Origin of the sequence: Oryzifoliimicrobium ureilyticum, assembly GCF_037199735.1 — a bacterium.
Classification (GTDB): Bacteria; Pseudomonadota; Alphaproteobacteria; order Rhizobiales; family Rhizobiaceae; genus Rhizobium; species Rhizobium ureilyticus.
On record NZ_JBBBVQ010000003.1, the window covers coordinates 292,226 to 309,789 of the forward strand.

16 protein-coding genes are annotated in these 17,564 nt (G+C 56.0%); 7 read left to right on the plus strand and 9 right to left on the minus strand.

Going from position 1 to position 17,564, the window contains the following annotated elements:
• The first annotated feature begins 60 nt into the window (after positions 1-60).
• On the plus strand, positions 61-2,766 hold the full coding sequence (locus VQ830_RS07040) for a DUF4118 domain-containing protein (RefSeq protein ID WP_337267374.1): 2,706 nt from the start codon (positions 61-63) through the stop codon (positions 2,764-2,766).
• The gene (locus tag VQ830_RS07045) at positions 2,763-3,470 is read left to right on the plus strand and encodes a response regulator transcription factor (protein WP_337267375.1); all 708 of its coding nucleotides are present in this window, start codon (positions 2,763-2,765) and stop codon (positions 3,468-3,470) included. Before VQ830_RS07040 ends, VQ830_RS07045 begins: the two co-directional genes overlap by 4 nt.
• 13 nt (positions 3,471-3,483) lie before the next feature.
• Here VQ830_RS07045 and dhaL (VQ830_RS07050) read toward each other — a convergent pair whose 3' ends face one another.
• The 8 genes from dhaL (VQ830_RS07050) to VQ830_RS07085 form a co-directional block, all read right to left on the minus strand.
• A complete protein-coding gene (gene dhaL / locus VQ830_RS07050) occupies positions 3,484-4,119 on the minus strand; it encodes a dihydroxyacetone kinase subunit DhaL (protein ID WP_337267376.1) in 636 nt (211 codons plus the stop codon).
• 18 nt (positions 4,120-4,137) lie between these two features.
• The gene (locus tag VQ830_RS07055) at positions 4,138-6,222 is read right to left on the minus strand and encodes a bifunctional sugar-binding transcriptional regulator/dihydroxyacetone kinase subunit DhaK (protein ID WP_438617414.1); all 2,085 of its coding nucleotides are present in this window, start codon (positions 6,220-6,222) and stop codon (positions 4,138-4,140) included.
• Between the two features lie 100 nt (positions 6,223-6,322).
• Complete coding sequence (gene dhaL, locus VQ830_RS07060; protein WP_337267377.1) at positions 6,323-6,964, minus strand: dihydroxyacetone kinase subunit DhaL; 642 nt, start codon at positions 6,962-6,964, stop codon at positions 6,323-6,325.
• 12 nt (positions 6,965-6,976) lie between these two features.
• Positions 6,977-7,969 (minus strand): dihydroxyacetone kinase subunit DhaK, encoded by a 993-nt coding sequence (locus tag VQ830_RS07065; RefSeq protein WP_337267378.1) that lies wholly within the window; start codon positions 7,967-7,969, stop codon positions 6,977-6,979.
• A gap of 126 nt (positions 7,970-8,095) precedes the next feature.
• On the minus strand, positions 8,096-8,869 hold the full coding sequence (locus tag VQ830_RS07070) for an SDR family oxidoreductase (RefSeq protein WP_337267379.1): 774 nt from the start codon (positions 8,867-8,869) through the stop codon (positions 8,096-8,098).
• A 57-nt stretch (positions 8,870-8,926) separates the two neighbouring features.
• A complete protein-coding gene (locus VQ830_RS07075) occupies positions 8,927-9,916 on the minus strand; it encodes a substrate-binding domain-containing protein (RefSeq protein ID WP_337267380.1) in 990 nt (329 codons plus the stop codon).
• Positions 9,917-10,003: 87 nt separating this feature from the next.
• Complete coding sequence (locus VQ830_RS07080; protein WP_337267381.1) at positions 10,004-11,005, minus strand: ABC transporter permease; 1,002 nt, start codon at positions 11,003-11,005, stop codon at positions 10,004-10,006.
• A 46-nt stretch (positions 11,006-11,051) separates the two neighbouring features.
• Positions 11,052-12,530 (minus strand): sugar ABC transporter ATP-binding protein, encoded by a 1,479-nt coding sequence (locus VQ830_RS07085; RefSeq protein ID WP_337267382.1) that lies wholly within the window; start codon positions 12,528-12,530, stop codon positions 11,052-11,054.
• A gap of 403 nt (positions 12,531-12,933) precedes the next feature.
• Here VQ830_RS07085 and minC point away from each other — a divergent pair, with 403 nt between their 5' ends.
• Genes minC through minE form a run of 3 tightly spaced genes read left to right on the plus strand, consistent with a single transcriptional unit; the run spans position 12,934 to position 14,770 of the window.
• On the plus strand, positions 12,934-13,665 hold the full coding sequence (gene minC / locus VQ830_RS07090; protein WP_337267383.1) for a septum site-determining protein MinC: 732 nt from the start codon (positions 12,934-12,936) through the stop codon (positions 13,663-13,665).
• A 32-nt stretch (positions 13,666-13,697) separates the two neighbouring features.
• Complete coding sequence (gene minD / locus VQ830_RS07095; RefSeq protein ID WP_337267384.1) at positions 13,698-14,513, plus strand: septum site-determining protein MinD; 816 nt, start codon at positions 13,698-13,700, stop codon at positions 14,511-14,513.
• Complete coding sequence (minE, locus tag VQ830_RS07100; RefSeq protein WP_337267385.1) at positions 14,510-14,770, plus strand: cell division topological specificity factor MinE; 261 nt, start codon at positions 14,510-14,512, stop codon at positions 14,768-14,770. The genes minD and minE overlap by 4 nt, the downstream gene beginning before the upstream one ends.
• A gap of 75 nt (positions 14,771-14,845) precedes the next feature.
• Here the strand turns inward: minE and VQ830_RS07105 are convergent, their stop codons facing one another.
• Positions 14,846-15,844 carry an acyltransferase family protein gene (locus tag VQ830_RS07105; protein WP_337267386.1) on the minus strand — a complete coding sequence of 333 codons (999 nt, stop codon included), beginning with the start codon at positions 15,842-15,844 and terminating at the stop codon, positions 14,846-14,848.
• A gap of 245 nt (positions 15,845-16,089) precedes the next feature.
• Between VQ830_RS07105 and VQ830_RS07110 the strand changes: the two genes are divergently transcribed.
• Positions 16,090-16,914 carry an amidohydrolase family protein gene (locus VQ830_RS07110; RefSeq protein ID WP_337267387.1) on the plus strand — a complete coding sequence of 275 codons (825 nt, stop codon included), beginning with the start codon at positions 16,090-16,092 and terminating at the stop codon, positions 16,912-16,914.
• Positions 16,915-17,055: 141 nt separating this feature from the next.
• Positions 17,056-17,562 (plus strand): metallophosphoesterase family protein, encoded by a 507-nt coding sequence (locus tag VQ830_RS07115; RefSeq protein ID WP_337267388.1) that lies wholly within the window; start codon positions 17,056-17,058, stop codon positions 17,560-17,562.
• Positions 17,563-17,564: the final 2 nt, after the last annotated feature.

The window sequence follows — 17,564 nt, forward strand, 5'->3', positions numbered from 1 at the left end:
AATGGATCCGTGGCGCCGGATGTCATAGTCTGCGCCACGGATTTAAGAGAAAAGGCAGCCATGGCCGACGATAGTCGTGACAATGAAAGCAGACCATCGCCGGATGCGCTCTTGGAGCGAGCCGAGCAGGAGACACGGGGCCGGCTGAAGATTTTTCTTGGCGCAGCGCCGGGCGTCGGCAAGACTTATGAAATGCTCATGTCGGGCAGAGCCCGAAAAGCCGATGGTATCGATGTCGTTATTGGCATCGTCGAGACCCATGGACGTAAAGAGACTGAGGCTCTCGTCGATGGCTTTGAAATCGTCCCGCGCAAGCGCATCGACTACCGCGGCCAGACGATTGACGAAATGGATCTCGACGCCATCATCGCGCGCCGTCCAGCCCTTGTCCTCGTTGATGAGCTAGCCCATACCAACGCAGCCGGGAGCCGCCATCCGAAGCGCTATCTCGATGTTCAGGAACTGTTGTCACAGGGCATCGATGTCTATTCAACACTCAACATCCAGCACGTCGAAAGTCTGAATGACGTCGTCGCGCAAATCACCCGCATACAGGTTCGCGAGACCGTTCCTGATTCAATCATAGATCGCGCCGACGATGTCGAGATTATCGACATCACACCCAGCGACCTCATCAAGCGACTGCGCGACGGCAAGGTCTATGTGCCGGCAACCGCGCGCCGGGCCATCGAGAACTACTTCTCCCCCGGCAATTTGACGGCATTGCGGGAGCTTGCTCTTCGTCGGACGGCGCAGCGCGTGGACGAGCAACTGCTCAACCACATGCAGGCACACGCAATTCCCGGGCCATGGGCAGCCGGCGATAGACTGCTCGTCTGCCTGAACCAGGGCCGAAACGGCGCCGGTCTGGTACGCTATGCACGACGTCAGGCAGACCGCCTGCGCGCGCCTTGGGCGGTGATCCATATGGAGACGCCCCAGTCGGCGCATCTATCCGAACGCGACAAGGATCGCATCGCCGCCAATATGCGTCTTGCCGAGACACTCGGAGCAGAAACGCTGGTCCTGCCGGCACTTCATCCCTCCCGCGAACTTATTGCTTATGCCAACGCCAATAATTTTACCCATATCGTCGTCGGCAAACCCAGCAAGCCGCGCTGGCGTCACCTATGGCAAGGATCGGTCACCCATGAACTGATCAGGAATGCCGGCAACATCAGCGTTCATGTCATCTCGGGCCTCTCCAAAGAGGACGAGACTGCAAACATGGTCAAGACCGCTCCGCCCGTCAGACCTTTCAAAATCAAGCCCTATCTCGAAAGCACCTTGTTTGTCGGGCTGGCCATCATCGTCGGGATCGCGATCGATCAAACGCTTGATGTTCGAAATCTCGCACTCGTCTTTCTCATGGCTGTTCTGGCTGCAGCTGTTCGTGGCGGGCTCGGCGCCGGGTTCTACGCTTCGCTCCTGGGTGCACTCTCGTTCAACTTTTTCTTTCTTGAGCCGCGCTACACGCTGACGGTCCGCGATCCGGAAAGTCTCGTTGCACTCATCTTCTATTTCGGGGTGGCCCTTGTCGCCTCCAACTTGACGGCAACGGTTCAGCGTCAGGCGGAAGCAGCGCGCAGCCGTGCCCGTGCCACAGAAGATCTCTATCTCTTTTCCAAGAAATTGGCCGGCACCGGCACACTGGATGATGTGCTGTGGGCAACAGCCTATCAGATAGCATCGATGCTCAAGCTGCGCGTGGTCATTCTTCTGCCAGAAAATGACACTCTCGCCGTAAAGGTAGGCTATCCTCCAGACGATACTCTCGTTGATGCCGACATTGCCGCGGCCCAATGGGCATGGGAGCATAACAGAGCCGCGGGACGTGGAGCCGATACGCTTCCAGGCGCCAAGCGCCTTTATATACCGCTGAAAACCGGTCGTGGAGCGATTGGCGTCATCGGACTGGACAGCGACAAGCAAGGTCCTCTTTTGACACCTGAGCAGCAGCGACTTCTCAATGCACTGGCCGATCAAGCCTCTCTTGCTATTGAGCGAATACAACTCGTTTCAGATGTCGATAAAGCCAATCTTGCGGCAGAGGCCGATCGGTTGCGGACAGCTTTGCTGACCTCGATTTCGCATGACCTGAAGACACCGCTAGCCGCGATCCTCGGATCTGCTGGGGCGATGAAGGAGTTCGGAGACGAGCTCCCTGCAGAGGCTCGTGGCGAGTTGCTGTCGACGGTAATCGATGAGTCGGAGCGCCTCAGCCGCTTTATCTCGAACCTTCTCGATATGACCCGACTTGGCGCTGGCGCCATGCAGCCGAACTATGCGCTTCATTTTCCAGGCGACATTATCGGTACCGCATTGGCCCGTGCGGCAAAAATCACCGTCGATCATGAAATCGCGGTGACAATACCGCCTGACCTGCCGATGATCAAAGTCGATCCCGTTTTATTCGAGCAGGTTTTATTCAATCTGATTGACAATGCAGCCAAGTATTCGCCGGAAAAGACGAAAATCCAGATTAGCGGCTGGAAGGATGGCGGCCGTATTGCTATTTCCATAAAGGATGAAGGGCCTGGAATACCGGATAATGATCTTGAGCGCATTTTCGATAGCTTCTATCGTGTTCAAAAGGTCGATCATGTCCGCGCAGGCACCGGGCTTGGTTTGTCGATCTGCCGCGGATTCGTGGAGGCCATGAGCGGTACGATTACGGCGCAAAATCGTCTCGATCGGTCTGGAGCGATCTTCACGATATCAATGCCGGCACAGATATCCGCGCCGGTTATGGAAGAGCAGGAATGAGCACCCACGCCGGCAAGATCCTTATCGTAGACGACGAGCCGCCGATCCGTAAGCTCTTGCGAGTCGGCCTCGCCACACAGAACTACGTCATCGCAGAAGCGATGAACGGCCATGTCGCGACTGAAATGCTCAAATCCGAGCAGCCGGATTTGGTTATCCTTGATCTCGGACTTCCCGATATCAGCGGATACGACCTTTTGGCGCGCTGGCGCAGCGAGAAATTGGACCTGCCCATCGTTGTCCTCTCAAGTCGCACCGATGAAGGGGGCATTGTCAGAGCTCTCGAACTTGGTGCCGACGATTACGTCACAAAGCCTTTCGGCATGAACGAACTGACGGCGCGCATCCGGGTGGCGCTGCGCCACCGTCTGCAAAGTCAGGGCGAGCGGCCGATCTTCAAAACAGGCAATCTCTCTGTCGATCTTGTCAAACGCATTGTCAGGATCGAGGATAAGGAAGTGAAGCTCTCCCCAAAGGAATACGACATTCTGCGTATTCTGGTGCAGCATGCGGGCAAGGTTTTGACACACCGGTTTCTGCTCGAGCATGTATGGGATGCACTGACAGATGTTCAATATCTTCGCGTCTATGTCCGGCAACTTCGACAGAAGATCGAAAAATCGCCGGATCAGCCGGAATATATCCTGACCGAGACCGGCGTGGGTTACCGTCTGCGGGAAGCAGACGACATCAGCACGATCTGAGAAAGCAGCCTTATCAGTTCAAGGCGCGGCTCATCGCCTTGAGGATGATCACAGCAGAGGCAGCGCCGGGATCGATATGACCGATGGCGCGCTCTCCGACACGGCTGGCACGCCCTTTCGTGGCGAGCATGGATCGCGTCGCCTGAGCTCCTGCTTCAGCGGCCTCAACGACCAGCTTCCAAAAGTGGTTGGGATCCTTGCCCGCTTTCATCGCGGCTTGCGCCGCTTCTGCGGCGGGATACCAAGCGTCCAGCATGGTCTTTTCACCGCGATCGCCCTTGCCTCTTTCGCGTATACCTGTGGTGATGGCGACGATCATCGCCGCCGCGTCTTCAAGTTCCAACTTGTCCGCAGACAGCGCATCGGCAGCGCGCCTGAAACCTGTCGCATAAAGTGGACCGGTCGAGGCACCAACGGCATTGAGAAAGGCACTGGCTGCAGCCCGCATCAGTTCGCCAGCCGACATAGACGACAGATCCCGTCTGGTCAGGTGCGCCGTTACGGCGGAAAAGCCGATCGACATCGTGATCCCATGATCACCATCACCAATTGCGCCATCAAGCTCTGTCAATAGATCCTTCTGCTGCGCAATCGCAGCCGAAATTTCTTCAAACATGCCCGCGAGGCGTGCGGCAGCGTTCAGTGACATGATCATTCTCCGCGCTCATCAGACATGCAAGGCCGCCGTCTCGCAAGGATGTCGCAGCAACTCCGTCAATTCCTTATCGAGATGAAGAACTGAGATCGAGGCCCCGACCATATCCATAGAGGTGCAATAAGGTCCGACCCAATTCATCTCGATCTCAATTCCTTTTGCAGTCAGTCGCTGCTCGACCCGACGATAAAGGATATAGAGTTCCATCATCGGGGTTGCGCCAAACGAGTTGACCAGGACGGCAACTCGATCGCCGCGCTCGGCTTTCATCTCTGCGAAAATCTTGTCCATAATTGCGTCGACGATTTCATCGGCACTCCTCAGGCTGTCCCGCCTGACGCCAGGCTCGCCATGGATACCCATGCCGACCTCCATATCGTTGGGGCCAATGTCGAAGTTCGGACGGCGGGTTTGGGGCATGGAGCAGGCCTCCAGCGCCACGCCAACCGTATAAGTCCGCTCATTGGCGCGGCGCGTCACAGCCTCGCACGCATCGAGGTTCATGCCTAGATCGCAGGCCGCACCGGCAATCTTAAACGTCAGAACGTTCCCAGCGACACCGCGCCGCCCGTGTCGATCCTCGATCGGTGATGAGGCAATATCATCCGTCGTCAGCACAGTTCGAACAGCCACGCCCTGTTCGGCCGCCATCTCTGCGGCCATCTCGAAATTCATGACGTCGCCGGCATAATTGCCGTAAACGAAAAGCACGCCCTCCCCGCCGGATGCTGCCAGCGCGCAATCGACGATCGGATCGGGCGGCGGCGATGAGAATACGTTTCCAACGGCAACGGCATCAGCCAAACCTTTGCCGACATAGCCGAGGAAGCAGGGCTCGTGTCCGGAACCGCCGCCGATGACAAGTCCGACTTTGCCTTGCCTTGGTCCATCCAGCGCAACAAAAGCGCGCGTGCTCGCCCCTATGGGCTTTATAAACCGGGCATGCGCCTTGGTTGCCCCCTCGAGCATTTCCTCAACGACACGATCAGGATTGTTCAGGAATTTCTTCACATAAGTACGGCTGAAACTCGGAGCCGCGGCTGCGCGCTGTTTTTGCAGACCGCGCAAATCAGGCATCGGCCGGCCGTCGGCGCGAAGAATCCCGGCGCCTGTCGCCGCATCGGTGATCAAAACGCTGACATAGCCGCCCCGAAGCGCCGCCAAAAGCGCCGGCACCTTGTCGAAGCCCCCTGCCACCGCGATGCGGGTACCGATGCGACTGAGCGCATCAAGAGAGATACCAATCAGTCGGTCTTCCAGCGGCCCGGAAACGGCACGGCCTCCTTCATCGATAAACCGGCCAGCAACGACGCCAACAGCGCCCTTTGCGAGGTAATGCTGAAGGGAGACGGTTTCGAAAAAGCCGCTGGTATGAATGGTGGAATTGGGACGCATCGAGGAAATGCCGAACAAGGCGCGGTTGGCTTTGTCGAGCATCGTGAATTGTTCGGCAATGAGCCGTTCCTGCATGAAGAGATCGCGTGTTTCGGACGTACCTACGATAGCTGGAGCTGATATCCCAACGCTGCGCGCCGAAAGGGCCCGCGCCATGGCGGCGGCGCAAAGTTCGGGCGTATAGGCAAATCCGGCAGTCGTACCGCCGGTGGCCTGGACCACCGTGACATCCTGCAATGGCAAAACAGGCATTTGCTCGGCGACCGAAAGCACCGTGCGTCCCCATACCACAGCAAGCGTATCGCCAGACTTCATAATTCTTGCGAGCGCCTGACCGCCAGCAAGGCCAAGCCGGTCGATCAAAGACAGGTTTGCTTCTTCACTTGGTACGATCAGACAATCGTCAAGACCAAAATGTTGCTTCAGTTCCTGGGCAACGGTGATGGAAGCAAGACGTGCGGGCTCCAGCGATATATTGACGATGCCGCGCTCACGCGCTTCTGCCAGATAGCTATTGACCGTGGCGCGTGAAATGCCCATCGCATCGGCGATTTCGCCTTGCGTCATGCCTTCTTCATAATAGAGCCAGCACGCCCAGACATAGGGATCATCCCCGTATCGTAGCGGAATCGCGGGTTGACCTTCGGTCATCGCAGCTTTGGCAGAAGTGCCTTTTCGTGCGGTAGTTGCGCTCGAAGTCATGGGTGCCGTCGTCTTTCCATCAGCAAATCCAGTCGATGCGTCGCGGCGAAGATGAGGCCAAAGCCTAGAGCTGGCAAGCAATTATTAGAGAATGCACGCCTTACTGCAATCGCGTCCGGACGCCCTCGGCAAGCTCTTTGAGAAGAAGCGCGCAGGAGGTTGCGCCTGCATCGAGAACACCGATCGATCGTTCGCCAAGACGGCTGGCTCGACCGATTTTCGCCATCAGATCCTTTGTCGAATCTCTGCCGGCTTCTGCCGCCGTTACCAGCGCCGCGAGCGCAGCGTCAAAGTCTTTTCCCTGCGCGGTCTGCTCATCAAAGGTTTCAACCGCCGGAACCAGCGTGTCCATTAATGTCTTGTCGCCCACCTTGGCAGAACCGACCGAGGCAACGCCGTCGAGGCCGGCATGCAACATCTTGCTAAATGTCTGGGCATCGATGGCGCCGCTCTCGGCGATCGCCTCCGAAAACTCCGTAAACATCATACCGTAGAGCGGGCCCATCGAGCCACCAATCTCCGACAGGAGAACCGACCCCAAAACCTCCATCGCTTCAGCCAGCGATGCATTCTTTCCCTTCAACCGCTCGGCGGCCATGGAAAAGCCCTTGGCCATGTTCACGCCGTGATCGCCATCGCCTATTTTTCCATCGATTTCAGAAAGATAGGCTTTGTTTTCGACAATGCGCTCTGCCATTGCCAGAACGATGCCGCCAGCTCCCGCATTTTCAAAACTCTGCATCTTTACGTCCTTTCAAAGCTTTGTCGTGCAATGCGCTTCCGCATCGAGCAGTGTTTTCAACTCCTCATCCAGAGCCAGCACCGTCAAAGTTGCACCGACCATTTCAAGCGAGGTGAAATAGTTGCCAATATACGTCTTGTAGATCGTCAAGCCGCGGCCAGTAATTTCACTCTCAATCGTGTCGTTGAGAATGTAGAGTTCATTAAGCGGTGTAGCACCAAGGCCCGAAACGAGCACGGCAACCTCTGTTCCCTTGGCCAGGTTATGATCGTCGAGCACGATCTTCACCATGTCCTTTGCGGTATCGGCTGCCGTCTTCAACGCCTCCACACGCACACCGGGTTCGCCATGGTGACCGATGCCGATTTCCATGGTGCCGGGCACGATCTCGAAATTTGGATGGCCGACTGACGGCAGTGTGCACGGGCCAAGCCCAACGCCGATCGAGCGGCAGTTGTCGATCGCCTTTTGCGCGGTTGCTCGTACCTCTTCCAGGCTGGCGCCGGTGGCGGCTTTTGCGCCGCCGATCTTCCACATGAAAATTTCACCCGCCACACCGCGACGCTTCTCGCGCTCGTCAACAGATGCCGAGCAGACATCGTCGTTTGCGACAACCGTTGCAACCTCAATCCCGTCCTTGGCAGCAAGCTTCATCGCCATTTTGACGTTCATATTATCGCCGGCATAATTTCCGTAGAGCACGACGACGCCCTTGCCGCCATTTGCCGCGCGGATCGCATCATGGAAGCTTTTGGCCGTTGGAGAAGAAAAGAGCTCTCCGACTGCGACCGCGTCCAGCATGTTGACGCCAGTATAGCCGATGAAGGCCGGCTCGTGTCCCGAGCCTCCGCCTGTGACCACGCCCACTTTACCAGCCACCGGAGCCTGTTTGGCCACCACGACTCGAGGATTCTCGGCAAGGCGTACAAGGTCCGAATGCGCTTTGACAAAGCCTTTGACGGTGTCCTCGACGACTAGATCGGGATCGTTGATAAAGCGCTGCATGATCTCTCCTTCTTTGGGCTCCAGCGCATCGGCACATAAATCGACCTGACCTGCAACCGGCGCGACGCATATCTTCTTCGTATTTGCGGATGTGTCATATACCTGTTCGGGCCATGACGGGATGGATTACAAAATGGTGTAACCTCCATCGATCAGAAGATCGGCACCATTGATCATATCGGCCCCCGGAGAGGCCAGAAAAACGGCGGCGGCAGCGATTTCTTCGGGATAGGCAAACCGTCCGGTCGGAATGCGCTTCTTTGCAGCCTCCCCTTTTTCGCCCGCCCAGGCCTTTTTACCAAGTTCGGTCAGGACGATGGTCGGCGAAATTGTGTTGACGGTGATACCGTGGCGGCCCCATTCGGCGGCAAACGTCTTGGACATGCCGATGACACCAAACTTGGACGCGCAGTAAGCGACATGATCCTCGATTGCGACGGAACCAGCTTGCGAAGCAAGATTGACGATCTTCCCCCCTTTGCCGGCAGTGATCATCGCTTTGCCAACGGCCTGCGTGACAAGGAAGCTTCCCTTGAGATTGATATTGATCGTCTTGTCCCAAAATTCGAGCGAAAGCTCCTCTGCGGGAGCCAAAAAGACAACGCCCGCACTGTTGATGGCAATATCAATTCCGCCAAATGCCTCCATGACAGAATGCACGGCCGATTTCACCGATGCCGGATCGGAGACGTCACAGACGAAGGACCGTGCATCGCTGCCCAGTTCTTCTGCTTTTGCCTTGGCAAGATCGGCATTGAGATCGAGAACGGCAACACGCGCACCCTTCTGCGCGAAGGCGGTTGCTACGGCCGAACCAATACCTGATGCGCCGCCGGTTACCAAAGCCGCCTTACCTGCGAGAGGAAAGTTGAGATCAATTGTCGTTTGGTTTTCCGTCATAATCGTTCACTCTTCAGAGGGAAGGACGGAGCGGCTGGGCCGCTCCGTTGGTATTTTCTATTTGCGTGTCTCAAGCAGCTTGTCGACGTTCTGCGTCGTCACCGGAGTCCAAGGAACATTATATTCCTTCTGCTTGCCATCCTTGAAAGGCATATCGGGATATTGTGCCCAGATATCCGATTCAGGTTTGTAGTCGCCCTTCTTTGCAGCAAAGATCGCCAGATCAAGCGCACCCTGCGCTTGGGCACGCGCATCCTGCAGGATCGATGTCATCGTGCCATCCTTGACGGCGTGGAGTGCATCGGTGATGCCGTCGATACCGGCAATGGCAAAGTCCTTCGGATTAAGCTTCGCCGACTTGATCGCCTCGATCGCGCCGAGCGCCATTTCGTCGTTCTGGCCGATGACGCCGTTGATCTGACCGGGATGCGAAGTAATCCAGTTTTCCATTAGTGTCTGCGCTTCGGCACGTGACCAGTTGGCCGTCTGCTGCTCGAGCACCTTCACGTTAGGGCACTCTGCCAAGGCTTTCTTGTTGCCTTCCAGACGCTGGATTTGTGCGGATTGACCGATCGGTCCTTCCAAAACAACTACATTGCCCTTGCAGCCGATCTTATCGAGGACCGACTTGGCTTCCATATAGCCGGAAATCGTGTCGTCCGAGCCGACATAGGAGGTCAGCAAGTCGGAATTCACGCGCGTGTTAGAGCCGATAACCGGAATGCCAGCATCATGGGCTGCTTGCACCGCGGTTGCACCCGCCTCGATGTCGATCGGCACGAAAATGATCGCGTCGAACTTCTGCGTAACCATTGTGTTGAACTGTTCCTGCTGGACAAGCGCATCGTAGCGCCCGTCAAATACGGTCAGCTCGACCTCACCGCTTTTCACGGCTGGATGTTGCTGAAGGGCTGCTGTCCAAATCTGCATGAATTCGGCATTCAGACCGTAAGGGGCAGCGCCGATCTTGAGCTTCTGCGCGGCCATAGCTGATGACGCCGCCAAAATGGCTGCCGTCGAGGCAAGCGCGATCATCCATTTCTTCATAGGTTCCTCCTCCTAGAGAGACATGACACACCGGTATGGTGGCCAATCGCTTTGAAACGGACGGCTGGTTCCGTCCGCTCGAAATCATCAAAAAGTCTGATTGCGCTTTTGGTCGAGCATGACCGCGCCGACGATCAGCACGCCCTTAAGGACTTGCTGGTAGTATGATTGGATGCCCATCAGATCGAGACCGTTGTTCATTACACCAATGATCAACGCACCGATCAATGTGCCGGTGATGCGCCCGACGCCGCCCGAAAGGCTCGTGCCGCCGATGACCACCGCAGCAATCGCATCCAATTCGTAAGCAATCCCCGCTTGCGGCAGTGCTGAACCTGTTCTTGCGGAAAGGATCATGCCAGCTAGTCCGGACAGCGCGCCGGAGATGACATAGACCAGCAAGCGGATTCTGCTGACATTGATCCCGGACGTCTTTGCGGCATGCGGATTGCCGCCGACAGCATAAATGTACCGGCCAAAGCGCGTGCGGGTCAAAAGCCACCAGGATACGGCGAAAACCACTACCAGGATGATCACAGGCATTGGAATGCCGAACAGGTTCGCCGTACCGATCGAACGGAATTCGGGCGTGAGAGCCGGCACCGGTTTGCCGCCTCCATAAATCAACGTCATACCGCGCGCTGCCGAGAGCATGCCCAGTGTTGCAACGAATGCAGGGACGGAAAACCGTGAGACAATCACACCGACGATAGAGCCGCAGACGATGCCGACCAGAAGCCCGGCCGCCAGCGCGACAGGAAAAGGGAAGGGCCCGCCAGCAACACCGGCTGTGCTTGAGGTCGTAACGAGACTTGCTGCGACAATGCCGGATAGCGCCACCACCGAACCGACCGACAGATCGATGCCCCGCGTTAGAATGACAAAGGTCATTCCGATGGCAAGGACACCGTTGATCGACGTTTGGAGCAGGACGTTGGAGATATTGCCGGTCGTCAGGAAATATTCATTTGAAAAGGCAAGCAGGACAACCAGGATCAGGAACGCGATGAAGATTCCGTACTCCTGAAGGATAACCCGCCGTGGGGCTCCTGCCTTGATTGGACTTGCCTTGGTTTCCGTTGTCGACACGTCTTGTTACCTTCCCAAATGTTCGATGTGCGGATGATCGCGAGCCTCAGGTCGACAAATGAACCAATAGCTGCGCATCCGCCTGCTGTCGGTCGAAGATGCCGGCCACCTTGCCGTTGCGCATGATCAGCACACGATCCGACAAACCCAGAACTTCATCGATCTCCGATGAGATCATCACGACGGTGCCGCCGCTCGATGCGAAATCGCAGGTGACGCGATAAATTTCGCGCTTTGCGCCGACATCCACGCCGCGCGTCGGCTCATCAAGCAAAAGCACCTTCGGCTCGCGCAAAAACCATTTGGCAAGGACAACTTTCTGCTGGTTGCCACCCGAAAGGCTGGATACCGGCTGCAGATCCCGGCTGACTTTGATCGCAAAACGCCTGATCATTTCTTCAGACGATTTTGCTTCCTTGCGACGATCCATGACAAAATGCGGGCTAAGTTCCGGCAGGCTTGCAAGGCAGGTGTTGCCTCTCACGCTATCGGCAAGATTCAGCCCGGTCTGCTTTCGATCTTCGGTGACGTAAGCGATGCCTTCGGCCATCGCATCAGACGGTTTACGGATGAAAACGCTTCTCCCTTCGACGGCTATTTCACCCGCAGCGGCAGAATCCAGACCGAAGATGGCAGAAAATATTTCGGATCGTCCCGAGCCCATCAGGCCGTAAATGCCAAGAATTTCTCCTTTGCGAACGTCAAAAGATACATCTTCGATTTTTCCGGGAGATCGCAAAGCCGCAACCGAAAAGCCAACCTGATCGGTCGGGGTATTCGTCTTGATATATTCTTCGCCGACCTCACGGCCGACAATCATCTTGATCAAGCCAGCCCGATCGATATCGGCAAGCAGGCCGCTGCCGACATAGCCACCATCGCGAAAGACTGTGTAAGAATCTGCGATCTGGAAGATTTCCGAAAGGCGGTGAGAGACATAGACGATGCCTTTGCCCGCGGCCTTCAGCTTCTCAATGGTCGAAAAAAGCTGCGCTGCCTCCTTCTCCCCGATCGCTGAGGTCGGCTCGTCCATGATGATCACTTCAGCGTCGTGACTTAATGCTTTTGCAATCTCAACAAGCTGCATTTGCGCGACTGAAAGCTGACTCATTGGTCGGTCGGCGCGGATATTGAAGCCGAGACTGTCGAGCAGCGTTTGCGCGCTCCTGTTCATCGTCTTGAAGTCAATGCCGCCGAAGCGTCCGGCAGGTTCGCGTCCGAGATATATGTTTTCGGCAACAGACATATGTGGAACAGGGCTAAGCTCCTGCTCGATGATCGCGATACCTGCTGCCAGCGCATCCGCCGGGCGAGTAAATTCGACGGCCTCCCCGTTGCGCCAGATCGTCCCGGCGTCCCGCTTGTGAATGCCCATCACGATGGACAGGAAGGTGGATTTGCCTGCGCCATTGCCGCCACAGAGGGCATGGACAGAGCCAGAAAGCAATTCGAAGCGTCCGTCATGCAATGCGACGACGCCTCCAAACGCCTTCTTCAAGCCTTCAACTTTCAAAAGCGGCGCCATGCCGCATCCTCCCTGTAGCCATTCCCATGGCGGTCAAGTCAAAATTCAACCTATTCCTGACATATGTCAATAATGCATTTCGACAAATGTCAATTAATGTCCGTTAAATGTTAAGTTAACCGGTTTCCACCACGATGATCGGGCACCTGATTCTGCTCTGGGCACGCGGAAGGCTCATCGAAGATGCTCGCAGAAGGAGAAATTAGTGCGCCAATACCCGCGTTGATTTCACCTTCGACCCAGTAGACGCCCGCTAAAACCCAAGGGCAGTCGGACTGAGAAGCCGGGACTTGCGTGAGGCTTGCAGCGCCTCATTTCAGTGTGTTTTCAGGGCTGAAATGGTCTCATTAACCATTTATTAACTATGCACACGATACTTCTTATCAACGATTTGTTTACGAAGATGACCAAAGTGCTAACTGACGCCCGCTCTATACGTATCAAGGGCCGCTCTTTCCTTGCGGTCGTGCTTTCGCCAGACCTTCCATTCGATCAATGGCTGGTCAGGCTCGACGATTTGGCGGCTCGTTCTGCCGGTTTCTTCCTGGGCCGCCCGGTCGTGCTTGATGTCACCGATCTTCAGATTGACCGTGCACAGCTGAAAGAGCTTATCCAGGAGCTTTCGAACCGTAATGTCAGCATTATGGGTATCGAAGGCGGCCGCCCCTCAATCTTGGGGCCTGGCATGCCTCCGGCGCTCAAAGGCGGGCGCCCTGTCGCTGACTTCGACAGTTCCCCTGCTGAGCAGATCGCCGACTTGAAGAACACGCCGCCTAAAGAGCCGGAGCCTGAAGCGCGTCCGACACTTCAGTCGATCGTGATCCGTGAGCCTGTCCGTTCCGGCCAGTCGGTAATCTTTCCGGAAGGCGACGTGACGGTCATTGGATCGGTCGCCTCGGGCGCGGAAGTGATTGCTGGAGGCTCGGTCCATATTTACGGCGCGTTGCGCGGTCGCGTCATGGCGGGATCAGTCGGCAATGCATCGGCACGCATATTCTGCCGGAAGCTGGAAGCGGAGCTTCTGGCGATCGACGGCATCTACAAAATGGCAGAAGACATGGCACCCGACCTGCTGGGACAACCCGTCCAGCTCTGGCTCGAAGGTGAATCAATCATGGCAGAAACACTCGTCTGAGCTGAAACAGCCAGAGAAAACAGGAGAGACATATGGGGAAAGTCATCGTCGTGACATCGGGCAAAGGCGGGGTCGGCAAAACGACGTCGACCGCTGCCTTGGGCGCAGCGCTTGCCCAACGCAACGAAAAAGTCGCGGTTGTCGACTTTGACGTTGGTCTTCGCAATCTCGATCTCGTCATGGGCGCCGAGCGCCGCGTCGTTTATGATCTGGTCAACGTGATCAACGGCGATGCGAAATTGCAGCAGGCCTTGATCCGCGATAAGCGGCTCGAGACTCTCTTCCTTCTGCCCGCGTCTCAAACTCGCGACAAGGACGCCTTGACTGCCGAAGGCGTCGAGCGCGTCATGAACGACCTGAAGCGCTATTTCGATTGGATTATCTGTGACAGCCCGGCCGGCATCGAGCGCGGCGCGACGCTTGCCATGCGGCACGCTGATATGGCCGTCGTCGTGACCAATCCGGAAGTCTCCTCAGTCCGCGATTCCGACCGCATCATCGGCCTGCTCGATTCTAAGACGCTCAAGGCTGAAAGAGGCGAGCGCATGGAAAAGCATCTTCTTCTGACACGCTACGATTCGGCCCGCGCCGAACGCGGCGACATGTTGAAGGTCGATGACGTTCTCGAAATTCTATCCATACCTCTTCTGGGCATTATTCCCGAAAGCACCGACGTTCTGCGCGCCTCCAACATTGGGTCTCCCGTTACCCTCGCCGACGCGCGCAGCGCACCTGCCATGGCTTATTTTGATGCTGTCCGCCGCCTGAATGGAGAAGATCTTCCGATTACGATCCCTGGCGAAAAGCGTGGCATCTTCGGTAAAATCTTTGGACGGAGGGCTGCATGAGTATTTTTCGATTGTTTGCCAAGCAAAGGTCTGCGCCGCTGGCGCGGGACCGCTTGCAAGTACTGCTGGCTCATGAACGCTCCTCATCCAGCTCGGACCTGGTGGCTGTCCTCAGAGAGGAAATTCTCGCGGTCATCGCCAAACACGTTCAGGTGGATGGTGACAAGGTCACAGTGAAGATGGACCGCGATGAACACGTTTCGGTTCTTGAGATCGATGTCGAGATACCGCTGAGCGCCAGCGTCAAAGCCGCTTGATCTTTCGATACAAGCAACATCTCGCAATACGATCGAGGCGCGCGAAGCAAGAAATCAGCTTCCGCGCCTCTTCTTTTAGCCGAGAGCCGGCTTTCGCGCCGACTGGAAGACGCGCAGCAGCGGGCGCTCTACAAAATGATAGCCTGCCAACGACAGAAGTACCGAGCCGACGAAAATGACTGGCGCTTGCAACACAAGCGGCGCGCTCGCCCTCAACAGAATGGCAGTCACGACAATTCCGGCAAGAACGTGCCAGATATAGATCGAATAAGACGCATCTCCTAGATAGTGCAAAAGCGGGAGATGGGGCGCAGTACGCTCGCGTTCCATAAAGACGACACCCAACAACAGCAGGCCGGCCGGCACACCCCAGCGCAGAGCGCGGTCAAGATGGGGAGCTGCAAGATCCATCAGCGGGAACATCAGGAGGCCAACAATTGCCGCTGCAAGCGCTATAAAGAATGGCATTCTCCACCCGCTCGTCCACAAGGCTCCGATGGCAAGGCCAGCCGCAAATTCAAGGATGATGGGCTCGCTGAAAATAGCCGCATAGCCCTCCCCCGCAAAAGGATGAAACGCAACGATGGCGAAGAGCAAACCCAAGAGGCAAATGAGGCGCTTCTTGCCCTGAAACACCAACGTGATGGAGAACACCAGGTAGAAGAACATTTCGTAAGACAGCGTCCAACCCTGCATGACAATAGGCTTCAGGGCATCGTCGTGAATCACCGGCAGGAAGACGAGCGAACCCGCAAGGTTGACAAGAGTAACGACCGCGCCGAAGAAAAATTGAGGCTTCCACGACGCCAAAGCAAAGGTCGTGACCGTCACGATCCAATAAAGCGGAACGATCCTCCTGATCCTGCGCCACAGGAAATCTCCTGGCGTCATACGTCGATCGTTGGTGGTCACCCACATGATGAAGCCACTGATGACGAAGAAGATATCGACCCCGGCAGCGCCAGCTTGCAGCCCCAGCCCATAGGTTTCACTGATATGGAAACCAACCACTGCCAAGGCTGCAATTGCGCGGAGATATTGGATCGTCCCAACTTCTCTCTTGTCACTCAGCATCATATACCTCGATCTAGCTGCCAATGGTCGCGGTGCCGCCCGTCATTTAGAGACTGCAAGCACCTGTATCGCGGCAGAATAATGGACTCAGCATATTTCACATCAATTGCAACATGTAGTTCGGGAAGATATCCGCTGTTTGCTCATCCTGATAGATCGCGTCCGATTTCAAACGAAACATGGCTAGCAACGGTCTGCGTCCTCAGGATAGTGTGCGGCCAAGAGACGATATTGGGAGAGGAACGATGCTCGACAGTCATCAACATTTCTGGAAGTTGGCACGAAATGACTATGACTGGCTGAGCCCTGGCTCCGGCATCATTTACCGGGATTTCCTACCTGAAGATCTTCGGCCTCATATGGAAAGGTGCGGCATCACACGCACGATCGCGGTTCAAGCCGCAGAGACGGAGGCGGAAACCGACTTTCTTCTCCAGCTGGCGGAAAAAACAGATTTCATTGCCGGTGTCGTCGGTTGGCTCGACTTTGATTCTGAAGGTTTTGAAGCACGCCTGACGCACTACAGGGGCAACCGGTTCTTCGTTGGCGTCAGACCGGTGCTGCAGGGATTGCCGGACGACGATTTTATCCTGCGTCCGCAAGTGCTGAAAAATCTTCGGGTTCTAGCCGACGCTGGCCTTCCGTTGGACATCCTGACATTCCCACGCCATTTGCCCTACGTACTACAGGCTCTTGAGCAGACGCCTGGCCTCAGGGCCGTCGTCGACCACATTTCCAAACCAGGTATTGCGCAAATCCAGTTTGAGCCATGGGCGGGCTCGATGGCGAAAATAGCTGCATTCCCAAATGTGTTCTGCAAGGTTTCAGGCATGGTGACAGAAGCTTCTGAAAACTGGAAACTTGAAGATTTCAGACAGTATGTCGATCATATCGCAGGCCTTTTTGGTCCAGACCGTTTGATGTTTGGGAGCGATTGGCCGGTTTGCCTGCTGGCGGCAAGTTATGCTGAGGTTGTTAACCTGGCGCGCACGCTTTTGTCCGCACATTTCTCAACAAGTGATCTCGCGAAAATCTTTGAGAAGAACGGTGCTGCATTCTATGGCGTTTAACCTGAAGGCGGACATTGCACACCAGAGCAGCGAAACAGCGGCGGTTGCCGTTTCGCGGCGACAGCGTCACATCTCACGATAAGGCTCAGCTTGGACTGACGGCGAAATTGACTTTTCACCACATGCTTCCATTCTTGGGTCATGATCTTGTTCACAAGCGATACGCATTTTGGCGACTCACGCGTTCTGAAAATTGACAGGCGCCCCTTTCAAGATCTTGCCGAGCATGATGAAGCTCTCATCGAAAACTGGAATGCAGTCGTAACGCAGGACGACGAATTATGGCATCTGGGAGACGTCATGGCACCCAAGGCCGCCGATTGCAGTACTTTACTGTCGAGGCTGAATGGAAAGAAACACCTCGTCATCGGAAATAATGATACGCCGGGCGTCATTCAGTGCGATGCCTGGGCGAGTGTCCAGCACTACAAGGAACTTGTTATTGGGGAGCAGTTGTTTGTTCTCTGCCATTATGCATTCCGGACGTGGAACAAGATGGGCAAGAAGTCCATCAATCTGCATGGCCATTCACACGGCCGCCTGAAGCCGCTTCCGAGACAATTCGACGTGGGTGTGGATGCCTTTCACTTGCGCCCAGTAACGGCCTTAGAGATCTTAGCGAGCCGCAAGCGGGGCGGCAGCCCCTGAGG